General features: G+C 66.1%; 13 protein-coding genes and 1 pseudogene. 10 read left to right on the top strand and 4 right to left on the bottom strand.

The window, feature by feature from the left end; genetic code table 11:
• The first annotated feature begins 80 nt into the window (after nucleotides 1–80).
• The 10 genes from F6W70_RS17015 (at nucleotide 81) to F6W70_RS16970 (ending at nucleotide 10068) form a co-directional block, all read left to right on the top strand.
• Nucleotides 81–1106 (top strand): Lrp/AsnC family transcriptional regulator, encoded by a 1026-nt coding sequence (locus F6W70_RS17015; protein WP_151487406.1) that lies wholly within the window; start codon nucleotides 81–83, stop codon nucleotides 1104–1106.
• A 115-nt stretch (nucleotides 1107–1221) separates the two neighbouring features.
• Nucleotides 1222–2712 carry an aldehyde dehydrogenase family protein gene (locus F6W70_RS17010; protein ID WP_055871477.1) on the top strand — a complete coding sequence of 497 codons (1491 nt, stop codon included), beginning with the start codon at nucleotides 1222–1224 and terminating at the stop codon, nucleotides 2710–2712.
• Entirely contained in the window at nucleotides 2709–3467 is a 759-nt protein-coding gene (locus F6W70_RS17005; protein ID WP_151487405.1) for a gamma-glutamyl-gamma-aminobutyrate hydrolase family protein, read from the top strand. Before F6W70_RS17010 ends, F6W70_RS17005 begins: the two co-directional genes overlap by 4 nt.
• Nucleotides 3464–3934, top strand: coding sequence for a DUF3830 family protein (locus F6W70_RS17000; protein ID WP_017829890.1), 471 nt, complete (start codon nucleotides 3464–3466; stop codon nucleotides 3932–3934). The genes F6W70_RS17005 and F6W70_RS17000 overlap by 4 nt, the downstream gene beginning before the upstream one ends.
• 40 nt (nucleotides 3935–3974) lie before the next feature.
• A complete protein-coding gene (locus F6W70_RS16995) occupies nucleotides 3975–5054 on the top strand; it encodes an extracellular solute-binding protein (protein ID WP_055875407.1) in 1080 nt (359 codons plus the stop codon).
• On the top strand, nucleotides 5051–5878 hold the full coding sequence (locus tag F6W70_RS16990; protein ID WP_055875410.1) for an ABC transporter permease: 828 nt from the start codon (nucleotides 5051–5053) through the stop codon (nucleotides 5876–5878). Before F6W70_RS16995 ends, F6W70_RS16990 begins: the two co-directional genes overlap by 4 nt.
• A 2-nt stretch (nucleotides 5879–5880) precedes the next feature.
• Nucleotides 5881–6681 (top strand): ABC transporter permease, encoded by an 801-nt coding sequence (locus F6W70_RS16985; protein ID WP_031205837.1) that lies wholly within the window; start codon nucleotides 5881–5883, stop codon nucleotides 6679–6681.
• Nucleotides 6681–7724, top strand: a complete 1044-nt coding sequence (locus F6W70_RS16980) for an ABC transporter ATP-binding protein (RefSeq protein ID WP_151487404.1) — start codon at nucleotides 6681–6683, stop codon at nucleotides 7722–7724. The genes F6W70_RS16985 and F6W70_RS16980 overlap by 1 nt, the downstream gene beginning before the upstream one ends.
• Nucleotides 7725–7790: 66 nt before the next feature.
• Nucleotides 7791–9557 carry an alkaline phosphatase family protein gene (locus tag F6W70_RS16975; RefSeq protein WP_151487403.1) on the top strand — a complete coding sequence of 589 codons (1767 nt, stop codon included), beginning with the start codon at nucleotides 7791–7793 and terminating at the stop codon, nucleotides 9555–9557.
• A 193-nt stretch (nucleotides 9558–9750) separates the two neighbouring features.
• Nucleotides 9751–10068, top strand: a complete 318-nt coding sequence (locus tag F6W70_RS16970) for a hypothetical protein (RefSeq protein WP_151487402.1) — start codon at nucleotides 9751–9753, stop codon at nucleotides 10066–10068.
• Between the two features lie 1567 nt (nucleotides 10069–11635).
• Here the strand turns inward: F6W70_RS16970 and F6W70_RS16965 are convergent.
• From F6W70_RS16965 to F6W70_RS16950, 4 genes and pseudogenes are all read right to left on the bottom strand, one after another.
• On the bottom strand, nucleotides 11636–12064 hold the full coding sequence (locus F6W70_RS16965) for a GNAT family acetyltransferase (RefSeq protein WP_151487401.1): 429 nt from the start codon (nucleotides 12062–12064) through the stop codon (nucleotides 11636–11638).
• Between the two features lie 36 nt (nucleotides 12065–12100).
• Nucleotides 12101–12751 (bottom strand): dihydrofolate reductase family protein, encoded by a 651-nt coding sequence (locus tag F6W70_RS16960; RefSeq protein ID WP_055875418.1) that lies wholly within the window; start codon nucleotides 12749–12751, stop codon nucleotides 12101–12103.
• Between the two features lie 99 nt (nucleotides 12752–12850).
• Nucleotides 12851–12973, bottom strand: a pseudogene (locus tag F6W70_RS18020) (LLM class flavin-dependent oxidoreductase); the annotation flags it as partial.
• A gap of 104 nt (nucleotides 12974–13077) precedes the next feature.
• Nucleotides 13078–14088, bottom strand: a complete 1011-nt coding sequence (locus tag F6W70_RS16950; RefSeq protein ID WP_170287951.1) for a YaaC family protein — start codon at nucleotides 14086–14088, stop codon at nucleotides 13078–13080.
• Between the last annotated feature and the right edge of the window lie 265 nt (nucleotides 14089–14353).

The raw sequence follows: 14353 nt of genomic DNA, 5'->3' as shown, positions 1-14353 counted from the left end.
CGGCAGATTCACCGACGCCTCGACGGCACCCCGTACTGGGATAACCTTCCACCGAGTCCGTCCCCGGTGAAGGAGAGCAAGTGCCCGCGAACGATGTGATGGCCGACGAGACCGATCGGATCGTCGCCGCGGCCCTGCAGGTGAACGGCCGTGCGTCCTGGGGGGAGATCGGCCGCGTGGTCGATCTGCCGGAGCGCACGGTCGCCCGTCGCGGCCAGCGGCTGCTCGACCGAGGCCTGGTGCGTGTCTCCACGTACGTCGATCCTTCGCGCGTTCTCCATGCCAGAGCCGTGCTCTTCCGCATCACCACCGAGCCGCACGCCCTGTGGCACGTGGCGCGCACCCTGGCACGGCGAGCCGATGCCTCGTCGGTATCGGTGCTCGAAGGCAGCAGCGACATCGCCGGGATGCTGCTCCCCCACGACGACGCCTCGATCCGAGAGCTGCTCTTCACCGATTTCCCCGAGCTCGAGGGCATCGACTCGATCAACGTCACGACGGTGCTGAAGTTCTTCCGCTCGGGGCATGACTGGCGCGCGGGAGTGCTCACCGACGAACAGGCGCGTCTGCTCGACGAGTCGTCCGGCTCCGAGGTCGACCCGGCCGATTCGCTGAGCGAAGACGAAGAGGCACTCATCCGGCTGCTGCTGAAGGACGGGCGCATGCCGGTCGCCCAGCTGGCGCGTTCGCTCGGCCTGAACGTCACGACCACCCGGCGGCGGATGGAGTCCCTGAATCGCCGCGGCCTGATGCATCCGCGCACCGAGGTCGTACCGAGCCTGTTCGGCCTGGGACTGGAGGCGCTCGTCTGGCTCCGCGTGCCGATGGCGCGCCTCGAGAAGGTGGGTACCGCTCTGGCGGCGGCGCCCGAGGTGAAGTTCATCGCCGCGACCACCGGCACCTCGCAACTGCTCGCCAACGTGCTCGTGAAGGACGCCGACGAGTTCTACGAATTCCTCACCGGGCCGGCCGTGGCAGGCCACGAGGGCCTGGAGGTCGTGGAGTCGCTGGTGGTCATCACACCGGTGCTGCGCGGATCTCTGATCGTGGACGAGGCCCCCGAGGCGCTGGCGAATGACATGCCCACCGGAGCCATCCGTTTGTAGTCTGATTCTGTTACTGGCATGTAACGAAATGGCGAGATCGTTCTTAACAGCTTGACCTAGTGGCGAAATAGAGCAAGTATCCTCTCCAGGGCCATCACCCCTGGAGAGGACGAACGTGTTCACGGCTACTGGAGACGACTGGGCGGATCGCGCGGCGACCCTGCCCCTGCACACGCGCATGTTCATCGGCGGCGCGTGGGAGGAGGGCTCGGCCGAGCCCCTGACTCCGGTGGCTCCGCGAGACGGACGTGCGCTCCCGAAGATCAGCGCCGCCTCGGTGGGCGATGTCGATCGCGCCGTCCGCTCCGCCCGCGCAGCCTTCGACTCCGGCGTGTGGTCGCGAATCGCCCCTCGTGAACGCGGCCAGCTGCTGATCGCCTTCGCCCAGAGGATCCACGACAACGCCGAAGAACTCGCGCTCACCATCTCGCTCGAGATGGGCAAGCCCGTCCGCGAGGCGCTCCAGACAGAACTCCGCGCCGTCGTGAACTGCTTCCGCTGGTACGGCGAGGCCGCAGACAAGGTCCTCGACGAGATCCCGGTCACCGCCCCGGGCAGCCTGGCCCTCGTCACGCGAGAGCCGGCAGGCGTGGTCGCGGCCGTCGTGCCGTGGAACTTCCCGCTGACCATGACCGCCTGGAAGCTCGCCCCCGCCCTCGCCGTCGGCAACAGCGTCGTGCTCAAGCCCGCCGAGCACACCACCTTCTCCGCGCTCCGTCTGGCCGAGCTCGCACACGAGGCCGGAATCCCCGCCGGCGTCCTCAACGTCACGCCGGGCACCGGACAGGTCGCCGGCCGCGCTCTGGGCGAGCACCACGACGTCGACGTCGTCACCTTCACGGGTTCGCCCGAAGTGGGCCGCAAGTTCCTGGGCTACTCGGCCGCCTCCAACGGCAAGCGCGTCTGGCCGGAGCTCGGCGGCAAGACCGCGAGTCTGGTGCTGCCGGATGCCGACCTGGAGCGCGCCGTGCGGGCCACCGCCGACGGCTGCTTCTATAACCAGGGCCAGATGTGCACGGCATCCTCCCGCCTTCTCGTCCCGCGCGCCCAGCGCGACCGCGCGCTGGAGATCGCCGCCGACGTCGCACGCACCAGCCTGCCTGCAGACCCGTTCGAGGTCTCCACCTCGATGGGCGCGATCGTCAGTGAGAGACAGCTCGCGGGCATCACCGGCTTCGTCGAGCGCGCCCAGGCCGAGGGCGGCGAACTCGCGGCCGGCAGCGCCGAGCGATTCCACGCCGTCGACGGCGGCAGCTACTTCGCGCCCGTCGTGCTCGGCGTCACGCCCCAGCACGAGGTCGCGCAGCGCGAGGTCTTCGGCCCCGTGCTCTCGGTCATCGCCTACGACGATGTCGAGGACGCACTCGCGATCGCCAACGGCACGGAGTTCGGCCTCGCTGCTGCCCTGTGGAGCACCGACCTCAACGCCGTGCACACCCTCTCACGCCGCCTGCGCGCCGGTGTCGTGTGGGTCAACTGCTTCGAAGAGGGCGATATGACGATCCCCTTCGGCGGGGTCAAGGGCTCGGGCTTCGGCCGGGACAAGAGCCTGCACGCGCTCGAGAAGTTCACCGATCTGAAGACCACCTGGATCGAGCTCTCATGACCCGACCGCTCATCGGCATCACCACCTGGCGCCGTTTCATCGACACCGACCTGGGCAGCGGCCGCCCGGCGCACAGCCTGGGCACGGAGTATGTCGCCCCCATCGAGGCAGCCGGCGGCGCGGTCGTGCTGCTGCCCCCGACGGCAGGGGTCGACGACGTGCTCGACCGTCTCGACGGGCTGGTCCTCTCCGGCGGAGAAGACGTGCACCCGTCGCGCTACGGCGCCCAGGCGCAGGAGGGGAAGAGCTACGACCCCTCCCGCGACGGGTTCGAGATCGCGCTCGCCCTCGGTGCGCGCCGCCGGGGGATCCCCGTGCTCGCGATCTGCCGCGGACTCCAGGTGAGCAACATCGCCTTCGGTGGATCCCTCGTCGTCGACATCCCGTCCACCGAGCACCACGAACCCGTCCGCGGTGCCGACCAGCAGCTCTCGGCTCGGCATCCGATCGTCCTCAGCGAGGGCAGCCGTCTCGCCGCGCTCTACGGCACCAGGCAGCGGATCGTGAACACCATCCACCACCAGTCGATCGACGTCCCCGCCCCCGGCCTCCACCCGGTCGCGTGGGCACCGGACGGCATCGTCGAAGCCGTCGAGGCCGACGACGACTGGCCCTTCTGGGCGGTGCAGTGGCACCCCGAGAAGATGATCGCCCCCGATGAGGCCGCAGAGGAGATGCCGCTGTTCGCGGCGTTCGTCTCGGCCGCCCGTGAACGAGCAGCGGAACACCCCGCTGCGGAGAAAGGAACACGATGACCAAGCAGGTCTTCCTCGAGTACGAGAACGGCGTCCGCGCCGTCGCCACCCTGTTCGAGGACCTCGCCCCTCGCACCTGCGAGGCCATGTGGGGTGCGCTGGAGAAGCCGGTCACCATGCAGGCGATGCACGCGATGTACGCCGGCCCCGAGGTCATGGTCGGCCTCCCCGAAGAGGCGCAGAACTTCGACCCCGAGAAGGTGCCGTTCGAGAACCAGCAGGTCGTGCCGGCGCCGGGTGATCTGCAGTGGTACTGGCAGCGCCCTATGCAGATGGGCGGCCTGCCGTTCGAGTGGTACGAGATCGGGGTCTTCTACGATCGTGGTGCCCGTACTCTCGGCCCGCTCGGATGGACACCCGTCAACATCTGGGGCGGCATCACCGAAGGACTCGCGGAGTTCGCCAAGGAGAGCGCGGCGATCCGCATCGACGGAGCGAAGCAGCTCACCATCGGACGCCTGGTCTAGGCGTCTACTCAGTGCTGGACCCATCCCGAAGGAGCAGTGCATGAATACCCGAAGAATCCTCACCACCGGTGCGCTCGTCGCCACCGGCGCCCTCGTCCTCGCCGGCTGTGCTGCCGGTGACGACAGCGCTTCGTCCGGCGACAAGGAGTTCGCCGGCGAGACCATCGTCGTCACCTCGTTCGGCGGCGACTGGGAGAAGGCCTTCATCGAGGCCGTCGTCGATCCCTTCGAGGAGGAGACCGGCGCCAAGGTGGAGCTGATCACGCTCTACAGCGCCGATGCCCTCGCGCAGGTCACCGCTCAGAAGGCGAGCCCGCAGATCGATGTCGTGCACTTCTCCGGAGGGCAGGAGTTCACCGCCGCCGCGGATGGTCTCATCGCGCCGATCGCGGCCGACGAGCTGTCCGAGTCCGGCAACCTGATCGACCTGGCGACCGCCGGGCTCGAGCGCGGTGAAGGTCCGGTCATCCAGCTCGCCCCGATCGGGCTGGTCTACAACACCGAGGCGGACGCTCCGGCGCCCACCTCGTGGCTCGACCTGTTCGACGAGGCCTACGCGGGCCACGTCGCGCTCACGGACTTCTCGAACACGTACGGCGTGCTCTCGATGCTCCGTGTCGCCGACGCGCTCGGCGGGGGCATCGACGACCCGTCGCAGGCGATCACCGACCTCGGTGCCCTCGCCTCCTCGGGTGACGCGATCGTCGTCCCCACCTCGCCCGATCTGCAGACCGCCTTCGCCCAGCGCGACACCTGGCTCGCACCGTACGCGATGGACTACGCCGGCACGCTGCAGGACGCGGGCCTTCCGGTAGAGTTCATCGTCCCGGAAGAAGGCGTCACCGCCTCTCTCATCACGGCGAACGTGGTCGAGGGCCGGGACAACCCCGACCTCGCGAAGCTCTTCATCGATTTCGAACTGCGCCCCGAAGCGCAGGCCGTCTTCGCGGAGAGCATGCGGTACTCGCCGGTCAACACCAAGACCGAGCTCTCCGACGAGGCTGCGGACGCCGTGCTGACCGGTGACGAGCTCGAGACGGTCGTCGTCTACGCTCCGGGCGATGTCGCGGCCTCGCGACCGGCCTGGACCGATGAGTGGAATGCGCTGATCACCAAATGAGTGTGCGAACCCGTAGGGAGCCCTGGCTCCTGCTCCTGCCGGCGATCGTGCTGCTCGCGCTCGCCTTCATCACCCCGGTGGCTGGCATGCTCCTCATGAGCGTGCAATCGTCGGCAGGCGGGTTCACCCTCGACAACTTCACCCGGTTGTTCACGAGTGAATATCACCTCCAGGCGGCGCTGCGCTCGCTCCGCCTGGGGGTGATCCAGACGGTGATCACGCTGATCATCGCGATCCCGCTGTCCTACGTCATGGCCCGCGCCGGCTCGAAGGTGCGCTCCTTCCTGCTGATCGTCGTGATCCTCCCCCTCATGACCAGCGTCGTGGTCCGCACCTTCGGCTGGGTGGTGCTGATGGGCCCGTCGGGTCTGCTGATGAAGATCCCCGGAGCCGAGTTCCTCGTCGGCGGCACACAGGGCTTCCTCGGCACCGAGACCGGTGTCGTGATCGCGATGGTGCAGGTGCTCCTGCCATTCGCGGTGCTGAGCATCCTCGGCGTCGTGTCGGGCATCCGGCCGCAGCTCGAAGAGGCCGCACGCACGCTCGGCGCCGGATTCTGGCGCACGCTGTGGCACGTCGTCCTCCCCCTCGCGATCCCCGGCATCGTCGCCGGAGCCTCGCTCGTCTTCGTCCTGTCGGTCAGCTCGTTCATTACGCCGCGCTTCATCGGCGGGGCGCAGATCCCGGTGTTCGCCCAGACCATCTACATCGACGCGACCACCAACCTCGACTGGTCGTTCGCGGCCGCACAGGCCGTGCTGCTGTTCGCCGGCGTCATGCTCGTGCTCGCAGCCACGTCCCGACTCGGGAAGCAGAAGGTGTGACCATGGTCCGTTCCGTTCCGATCCTCGGCAGGGTCCTCGCCATCGTCCTCGGCGTCGTGGTGACGCTCTACATGCTCGTGCCGCTCATGGTCGTCGCCGGTGCATCGGTGGGCGAGAACCGCTTCCTGACCTTCCCGGGTCAGGGCTTCACTCTCGACTGGTATGTCGAGGCGCTCACCTCCGACACCTACCTCGAGCCGTTCCGTCTGAGCCTGCTGGTGGGCATCACGGTCGCGATCGTCGCCGCATCCATCGGCACCGCGGCCGCACTCGCGCTCACCCGGTTCAAGGTTCCGGGTGGTGCCGCCATCCAGGGGCTGCTGATGTCGCCGCTGACGATCCCCACGATCATCCTCGCCATCGGTGCGCTGTCGATCTCGTCCCTCACGATCGGGGCGCCGAACGTCGGCGTCCTGATCGCGATCCACGTGGTGATCGCGATCCCGTACGTCATGCGCACCGTCACGGGCGTGATGACCAGGGCCGACCACTTCACCGAGGAGGCCGCGCGCACCCTCGGCGCCAGCGCCTGGAACCGCTACCGCCTGGTGGTGCTCCCGATCGCCCGCCCCGGCATCGCGGCCGGAGCGTTCTTCGCCTTCAACATCTCGTTCGACGATGCGGTCATCGCCCTCTTCCTGCGCACCCCGCAGCTCGAGACGCTCCCCATCGCCATCTACGGCCAGCTGGAGTTCAGCACGTCGCCCACCGTGGCGGCGGTCTCGACTCTCATGGTCCTGCTCACCGTCGTCCTCATGATCGTCCTCGAACGCATCATCGGCCTGGGAAGGTTGTTCGTCTGATGACAACACTCACCATCACTGCTCTCACCAAGGACTTCAAGGGGACCTCGGTGCTCAAGGGCATCGACCTCTCGATGCAGTCCGGGGAGTTCGTCTCGCTGCTCGGCCCCTCGGGCTGCGGCAAGACCACGCTCCTGCGCTGCATCGCCGGCCTCGAATCGCCCAGCGGCGGCACCATCGAGATCGCGGGACAGGATGTCACCGACCTTCCGCCCGAGAAGCGCCATCTCGGCATGATGTTCCAGAGCTACGCACTCTTCCCGCACATGAGCGTGGTCGAGAACGTGCGCTTCGGTCTGCGCATGTCGGGCGAGAAGTCCAAGTCCGAGCAGAAGGAACTCGCCGTCCGCGCGCTCGAGCGGGTGCAGATGGGCCACCTGGCCGATCGGATGCCGGCACAGCTGTCGGGCGGGCAGCAGCAGCGCGTCGCGCTGGCCCGTGCGATCGCGTTCGAGCCCCGCGTGCTCCTGCTCGACGAACCGCTGTCGAACCTCGACGCCCGCCTGCGGGAGGACATGCAGGTCGAGCTGAAGGAGCTGCACCGCACGCTCGGCCTGACCACCGTGTTCGTCACCCACGACCAGGAGGAGGCGATGAGCCTCTCCGACCGCATCGTCCTGATGAACGGCGGTGTGATCGAGCAGGAGGGCGCACCGGCCGAGCTCTACGGCGCGCCGCGCACCCCGTTCGCCGCCGACTTCATCGGTGCCGCCAACCTGCTCCCGGCCACCCGCTCCGGTGCGGTCGCCACGCTCGACGGCACCGCGATCTCAGTGCCGATGACCGGCGCAGGACCCGATGGCGCAGGAGAAGTGGTGCTCCGTCAGGAAGACCTGCGCCTCTCCCCCGTCGTCGGCCCCGACGCCCCGGTGAGCGTCGAGGTCGTCACGCACGTCTACCGCGGAGCGGACATCGTCTACATCGTCGAGCTCGCGGGCAAGCGGATGCGCGTCGTGCGTCCGCGGCACGAGGAGCCGATCCCCGAGGGCACGGCCGGTCTCGGCTGGCGTGAGGGTGCCGTGCTCTGGATCGCCGCCGCCTGAGGGCAGGATCCGCTCCTCGTCGGAGGTCGTCCTCCGACGAGGAGCAGTCGGTCATAGGATCGCGGCATGGCCGAAGAAGTATCCTCCTCCCCCGACGCTCCCCGCGATTCCTCCCGCCGAGGCTTCTTCAAGGTGGGCGGGGCCGCCCTCGCCGGCGCCGTGATCGGTGGAGCCGGGGGTGCGGCCATCGGAGCATCGATCGCCGGCAACACGCGTGACGGATTCGCGGCCGAACCCGATCAGTTCGCCGCCCTCACCCCGCGCAGCGAACCGGGCTTCGACCACCTCGTCGTCGTGATGGGCGAGAACCGCTCGTTCGACAACCTCCTCGGATATCTGTACTCGAAGGAGAGCCTGCCGCAGGGGGAGAAGTTCGAGGGCCTCGCCTTCGGCTCCTACAGCAACACCGCATCCGACGGCACGGTCGTCGACACCCATGTGTACGAGGGCGACACCGACCGCATCATGAGCCTCCCCGATCCGGATCCGGGCGAGGAGTATCCGCACGTCAACACACAGATCTTCGGCACGGTCGACCCTCCGACGAACGCCGACCTCTTCGTCGACGAGATGACCGCGCCCTTCAATGCCCCGACGCACGGCGAGAAGGCCACGATGTCGGGGTTCCTCGAGGACTACATCATCAACTTCCGTCGGCTGCGCAAAGGCGTCGCCCCGAAGCCCGAAGAGGCCGCGCACATCATGGGCTCCTTCTCCCCCGAGATGCTGCCGGTGCTGTCGACGCTCGCTGCGGAGTTCGCGGTGTTCGACCACTGGTACGCCGGCGTCCCCTCCCAGACCTTCTGCAACCGCTCGTTCTTCCACGCCTCCACATCTCACGGGTTCGTGACCAATCAGGCGGGCGGCGGCTACCGCAAGTGGCTGGATGCGCCGGCAGCGCCCACGGTGTTCAACCGGCTCGAAGACAAGAAGGTGAGCTGGAAGATCTACATCGACAAGCTCCAGCTCGTCTCGTTCACCGGGATGCTGCATGCGGCGGTGCTGGAGAAGTACTGGCGCACCGAGCACTTCGGCACGATGGAGGACTTCTACGCCGAGGCGAAGGCCGGGAAGCTCCCCGCGTATGCCTTCATCGAGCCGCGGATGGTCTACGACCACAACGACTTCCATCCCCCGTTCGGATCGCCCCGAGAGAGCGAGGTCGACGGCGAGGCTGTGTTCGACAGCGCCATCTCAGATGTGCGGGCAGGCGACCGCCTCATCCACGACATCTACGAGGCGGTGCGCACGAGCTCCTCCCCGAAGGGTTCCAACGCCGTCAACACCTTGCTGCTGATCACGTTCGACGAGCACGGTGGCTGCTACGACCATGTGCCGCCCCCTGCCGTGACCAAGCCCACACCCGAGACCGGACCGGGCGAGATGGGTTTCACGTTCGATCGACTCGGGTGCCGGGTGCCGGCGATCGCCGTGTCGGCCTACACCAAGCGCGGCAGCATCATCCACGACGAGATGCACCACGGTTCGGTCACCGCCACCCTGTCGCGCCTGCACGGTCTCGAGCCGCTCAACGACCGCGATCAGTCCGCGAACACGCTGCTGAACGTCGTGAACCTCGACAAGCCGCGGCATCCGTCCGACTGGCCGGTCACCACCCCGGCCTACACACCGCCGAATCCGGAGGACTCCGCACCGCAGCCCGGGGAGAAGGACCAGCTGAAGCCGCTCACGCCGCCCGCGCGTGGCCTGCTGGGTCTGCTCCTGGCGCGATACGGCAAGCCCGGCGAACCGGAGCCGGAGACCTTCGCCGACGCCTACAAGCTCCTGCACGAGCACGGCGAGGAGCTGTTCGGCCCGCCGACGGGCAGCTGACCCGCGCTCCAAGGGTGCACCGGGCGGAAACTCATCCGCATCGCTCTACCGCAACATGTCCGACCTCATCGGCGACCGAAAACGGTCTCGACGTTTCAAATCGCGAGCCCACAGCGAATCGGCCGTGTAGGTGTGCGGAACGACACGAAGGGATCATCCCAGCGTGGGTTGCAGGCGTAGTCTCGATCGATCCATGCCCACGGATCTCTGGGGCGCAATCGATCCATGCCCACGGATCTCTGGGGCGCAGCCGACCCGCCATACGGGCATGCAGACCGCGTCGACCAGCTCCAAGGATCCCAGCACGCGCGACGAAACCCAGGGCGACGCGGAGCACCCGAAGCCGGGCATCGTCTGTGCGCTCTTCATTCAGCACTCGGACCGGGGAGAGTTCTCTGAGCTGAGGTTTCATTCCCTGGAACCAGGTGGCAGCGACACCGTCACCCCCGCTTCGATCAATGAGGGCGGCGACCTGGCAGACCAGTCGCAGCTGCCGAACCGTATTCGATAACGGGAACCGCTCCCTTCCGCCGGCTCGCGCACCGCACGCGTTATGTTGACGGTCTTCGCGGTGACGAGCTCGATCGCTGGACGGAGCGGCGGAAATCTCAGTCGGTCGCCAGGGCTTTGTCTGTCGGCCAGACACCCTACAGACACGGAGCTAACGGGTCGGAGACACTGAGGCTTCCGGTTCTTCAATGAGAGGAGGTCATGACGAGGAAGTTCTTGACGGCATTGTCAGGCGGGGCCACAACGGTGATAGGCCAGGGTGATCATCAGGAGCATTGAAAACCAGATCTCCCGATGATCGAGCCGCAAGTGCTACGTTCCATCTATGGTGGTGTGGATCGTGTACTTGGAAAATACTCCTGGTTTCATCGGCGTGTTCGACGCCGAAGATGACGCGTACGAATTCCAGGAGAGATACGCAGCTGACAGCGGCCTCTCCGTTCTGCTTACCCCTGTTACTGTGCCCTACCGGGCCACAGGAAAAAATGCGTCTCTCTACTCACAATAGACGCCATAAGTGCGCAACGCGCTTCATTCGGCGACTATCTTGAAGCAATTTCAACTCCACGACCGTAGGGTCGGTCTTCTTATCACGGGATCGCTGATCCTCGGGATGATGGCAGCCGGTGGCCCGGCCTACGCAGCCTCTTCGGGGAGCGATGAACTCGATCTCCCGCCGCTCACAGCGACAAGTTCGGAGAATGTCCCGGACGAATATCTCGTCTACCCAGAAAGGAACGCCACTTCCGGCTGACGCCATTTTGCCGTGGGAAATATGTGGAAACGATCCTCCGCAAAAGGGCTTCCCCACGGCGGGGTTGGCGCGAAGCCAGCTATTTCTAGTTGTTGGGGAGCGGTAACAAAGACGTTCATCAGGTCAATCGTCTTCATGCCCAATGGGTGGATTTAGGTTGCTGTAACCGCGGCCTTCGAGAGTTTTGGCACCGGGAATATGGAGCAGAAGAGTGTCCTTTACAAATGCAATGGGACTGGGCAGCACACGTTCCGCGTTGTGTCGTACTTCAAAGCCTCCGGGGCGAAGGATGTCATCGCTGCGGAGGCTCCGCATAGCCCAGGTGACTACAAGCTCCAGTGTGGTTAGAGGACTACTCGACCTCAGGATGCGCTGAGCAATCGCTGCAAAGAGCCGAATGCCACCCTCACTCCCAAAGTTCCCCGCGAACCGGCGCACTGAAGCCGCGAGCATGCGGGGGGAGTGAACGGTATGCCGGGTCGCGCTCGGTGAACGCTCCGGCTGCCGCCAGCCACGGCATCGCACGATTGCTACGATCCGGTCGCCGTCGCCGGACGTAGCGTGCAGAACGCCGAGGGTCCTCACGGGTCCTCGGCGTTCTAGGTCTCCCGGTGGTTAGCTCCAACCGAGTGCCCGACACTCGCCCAAGCTTCGACTCCGCGGTTTCCAGACTCACGCCGCAGGCCATCCGTGAAGATGGGTCGGGCTTCATCGGCGTCGCCGGCGACCAGGTGCATGGTGTTGTACTCGGCACCGAGGGTCGATCTCCCGCGCGACCTCAGCCAGGTATCGGTCGATCTCTTGCGCGGCGGCCTCACGACTTCAGGTCGGGGATGAGCCTCTTGCCCAGATCGACCGTGTCATCGATCTCGTAGCCGAGCCGCCGGTAGAAGTCGACCACCTGCGCGTTGCCCGCACGCACCTGCAGATTCACCTTCGGGCAGCCCAGGTCGCGCAGACGGGTCTCGACGTGGGTCACGAGCTCCCTGCCCACCCCGAGCCCACGGGAGTCGAGCTGCGTGGCGAGGTAGTTCATCCACCCGCGATGCCCGTCGTAGCCCGCCATGACCGCGCCGAGGATGCGCCCGGTCTCGTCCTCCGCCACGAGGAAGAGCTCGGGCTGCACCGTCAGCTTCCGCGCGATGTCCTTCCGAGAATCGTTCCACGGTCGTGTGAGCCCTGCGTCCGCCCACAGGGCGACGACGGCGTCGGTGTCTTCAGGCTGGAACGGTCGGATGCGCACAGGTCCAGCCTCCCAGATCCGATTCTCCCGCGAGAGTCAGCCCTCGCGGGAGAACGTGATGTGCGTGACGCCGGACTCGGCGACCTCCGAGGTGACGCGATAGCCGGACTCGAACCCGCGCAGGTCGTCCCACAGACGGATCCCGCTCCCGATGAGGATGGGGGTGATGCCGACGTGCAGCTCGTCGACGAGACCGGCACGCAGATACTCGCGCACCGTGGTCGGCCCGCCTCCGACGCGCACGTCGCGTCCATCCGCAGCAGCCACCGCCGTGCGCAGCGCCTCGTCCGGCGCGGCCGAGAGGAAGTGGAAGCTCGTGCCGTTGGCGAACTCGATCGACGGTCGCGGTGTGTGGGTCAGCACGAACACCGGAGCGTGGAACGGCGGCTCCTCTCCCCACCACCCACGCCAGTCGGGGTCGTCGGGGTTCGCGTGGAGCCCGAACATCCCGGCGCCCATGATCTCGGCGCCGATGTTCTCGAAGTAGTGCGCGGCGTACTTCTCATCGACACCGGTGGTGCCGGCGCCACTGGTGTCGAGGAAGACGCGTTCGTGGAAGGTGCGGGTGGCCGTGTACGCAGCGGTCAGTCTTCCCCAGTCCTCACCGAAGGGGTTCTCCGGGGTCTGATCGGTCGTCGTGGCGAAGCCATCGAGCGAGATGTTGAGATCGACGCGAACACGGGTCATCGCTGCCTCCGGAGCTGCGCGGGGTGACGGTGCGTCCATCGACGCGCCGTCACCCAGCGTCAGGGTTCCACGACGCCGTGTCAAGGATGTGGGTCGTGATCAGACCGGATCGCCCTGGACAGGCCCTTCAGTGTTCGGCTTCCAGCCCAGCGCCGGGGCCACGTGCTTCGCGAACGACTCCAGCACGTGCACGTTGTACTCCGGTCCGAGCTGGTTCGGGATATGGCAATAGTGAGCAACCAGGCTTTGAGACTCGCCGTGAACAGCAGAGCGCCGCACACAGCGCACCCTCGCGTGCTGCGGATGCCGCCTGCATCGGCTATGCGTCATTCGATGAGGTGCTCCTCTAGCGATATTCGCGACGACATCGCGAGCAGAAAGTTCTCGCACGCGCGATCTACCCAACTCGTGAAGAGCCACCACTGGCTGCTTCCCCGAAGTTGCTCAACGTGGTGGGGACGATATCGCACCATATTGCTCAGGTGGAGCATGACCGCGAATGTCAGAGCCTCCGCTGACAGCAGCCCGAGGTGGGGAGATAAAACGATGTTGTCGCGAGGGTGTGCGAGCGTCCGGTTACGAGAGATCAAGGAACGATCGAAAGCTTCACGAAGCCCCGGCAACGCGAGAGGCATGGCCGAGTATGGCACCGCGGGCTTCGACTCATACTTGACCACGTCGTCGCGATCACTTTCTACGTGATCGAAGGATTTCGCAAACGCCGCAGCTTCATCGAGCAACTTTCTCGGTGAGAGGTCAGCCTCGCGTAGAGCTAGGCGCGATACTTCCACGACCAGCCACGCAAGGCGATTCGGTCTCTTGCCGCTGGCTCGAATGTACGTGTTCTCAATGGGTATCAGTGAGGGGCGCTTGTTGAAGGCGCTGGCGTATAGATCGACGCTCTCGTTCAGGTAGGGGATGAGTCGCGAGATCTGCATTATCCCCGGGCTCCACACGTGGCCGCGGCCCGAACTTCGAGCGAGTAGGTGAAAGACACCATCCTGTTGGATTTGCAGGTGCTCTTGAGAGAAGTCGTACTGCCCAACGAGGCGCCCGTTCTCCTGGCCGATGCCGTGCTTGATGCCAGGTGTAACGGTGCTCGGATGGTCTCGAAGGGTGAGATACGCCTTAGTGGTATTGAGTACGAAATAGTACCCCAAGAGGGGTTTGGCAATCGGCTCGGCGCGAATGGCGGCCTCATAGTACTGACGGGCCTGCTGTACATACGCGCTCAACCGAAGCTTGGCTGGAGCGTCGAGCGAAAGCGCTCCTGTCTTCTGCAAGGCAGTTTCGCCAGCAGCAGCCGCTATCTCCATCGTTGACCAAAGGTCGGCCACCGATGCTCGAGGCGAGACGGGGTGACGAAACGACCCAACACCAGCCGCTATCGGGCGTCCGTTGTATGCGGTGGGCTCACCTGGACGCGCAGCGGGAGGCCGGCCTGCTCGCGCGACCGCGGTAGGTGTGACGCTCGACATTTTTCCGCCCCCGAAGTGTCGTCTTCTAACACACTGCTTCGTTGACAGTAGCGCTACTAGGCGGGTCGCACGGAAGGCGCACCCGAGACGAAAGCAGTGGTTTGCTCGTGCCGCGCTCGACTCA

Origin of the sequence: Microbacterium maritypicum (genome assembly GCF_008868125.1) — a bacterium.
Classification (GTDB): Bacteria; Actinomycetota; Actinomycetes; order Actinomycetales; family Microbacteriaceae; genus Microbacterium; species Microbacterium maritypicum.
Note: the sequence above shows the minus strand (reverse complement) of the source record. Positions and strands in the feature narration are given on the sequence as shown.

What these genes read in the sequence shown, in the direction of transcription:
- F6W70_RS17005 (WP_151487405.1), top strand. Translation starts at nt 2,709, where the DNA reads ATGACCCGACCGCTCATCGGCATCACCACCTGGCGCCGTTTCATCGAC.
- F6W70_RS17000 (WP_017829890.1), top strand. Translation starts at nt 3,464, where the DNA reads ATGACCAAGCAGGTCTTCCTCGAGTACGAGAACGGCGTCCGCGCCGTC.
- F6W70_RS16995 (WP_055875407.1), top strand. Translation starts at nt 3,975, where the DNA reads ATGAATACCCGAAGAATCCTCACCACCGGTGCGCTCGTCGCCACCGGC.
- F6W70_RS16990 (WP_055875410.1), top strand. Translation starts at nt 5,051, where the DNA reads ATGAGTGTGCGAACCCGTAGGGAGCCCTGGCTCCTGCTCCTGCCGGCG.
- F6W70_RS16985 (WP_031205837.1), top strand. Translation starts at nt 5,881, where the DNA reads ATGGTCCGTTCCGTTCCGATCCTCGGCAGGGTCCTCGCCATCGTCCTC.
- F6W70_RS16980 (WP_151487404.1), top strand. Translation starts at nt 6,681, where the DNA reads ATGACAACACTCACCATCACTGCTCTCACCAAGGACTTCAAGGGGACC.
- F6W70_RS16975 (WP_151487403.1), top strand. Translation starts at nt 7,791, where the DNA reads ATGGCCGAAGAAGTATCCTCCTCCCCCGACGCTCCCCGCGATTCCTCC.
- F6W70_RS16970 (WP_151487402.1), top strand. Translation starts at nt 9,751, where the DNA reads ATGCCCACGGATCTCTGGGGCGCAATCGATCCATGCCCACGGATCTCT.
- F6W70_RS16960 (WP_055875418.1), bottom strand. Translation starts at nt 12,751, where the DNA reads ATGACCCGTGTTCGCGTCGATCTCAACATCTCGCTCGATGGCTTCGCC.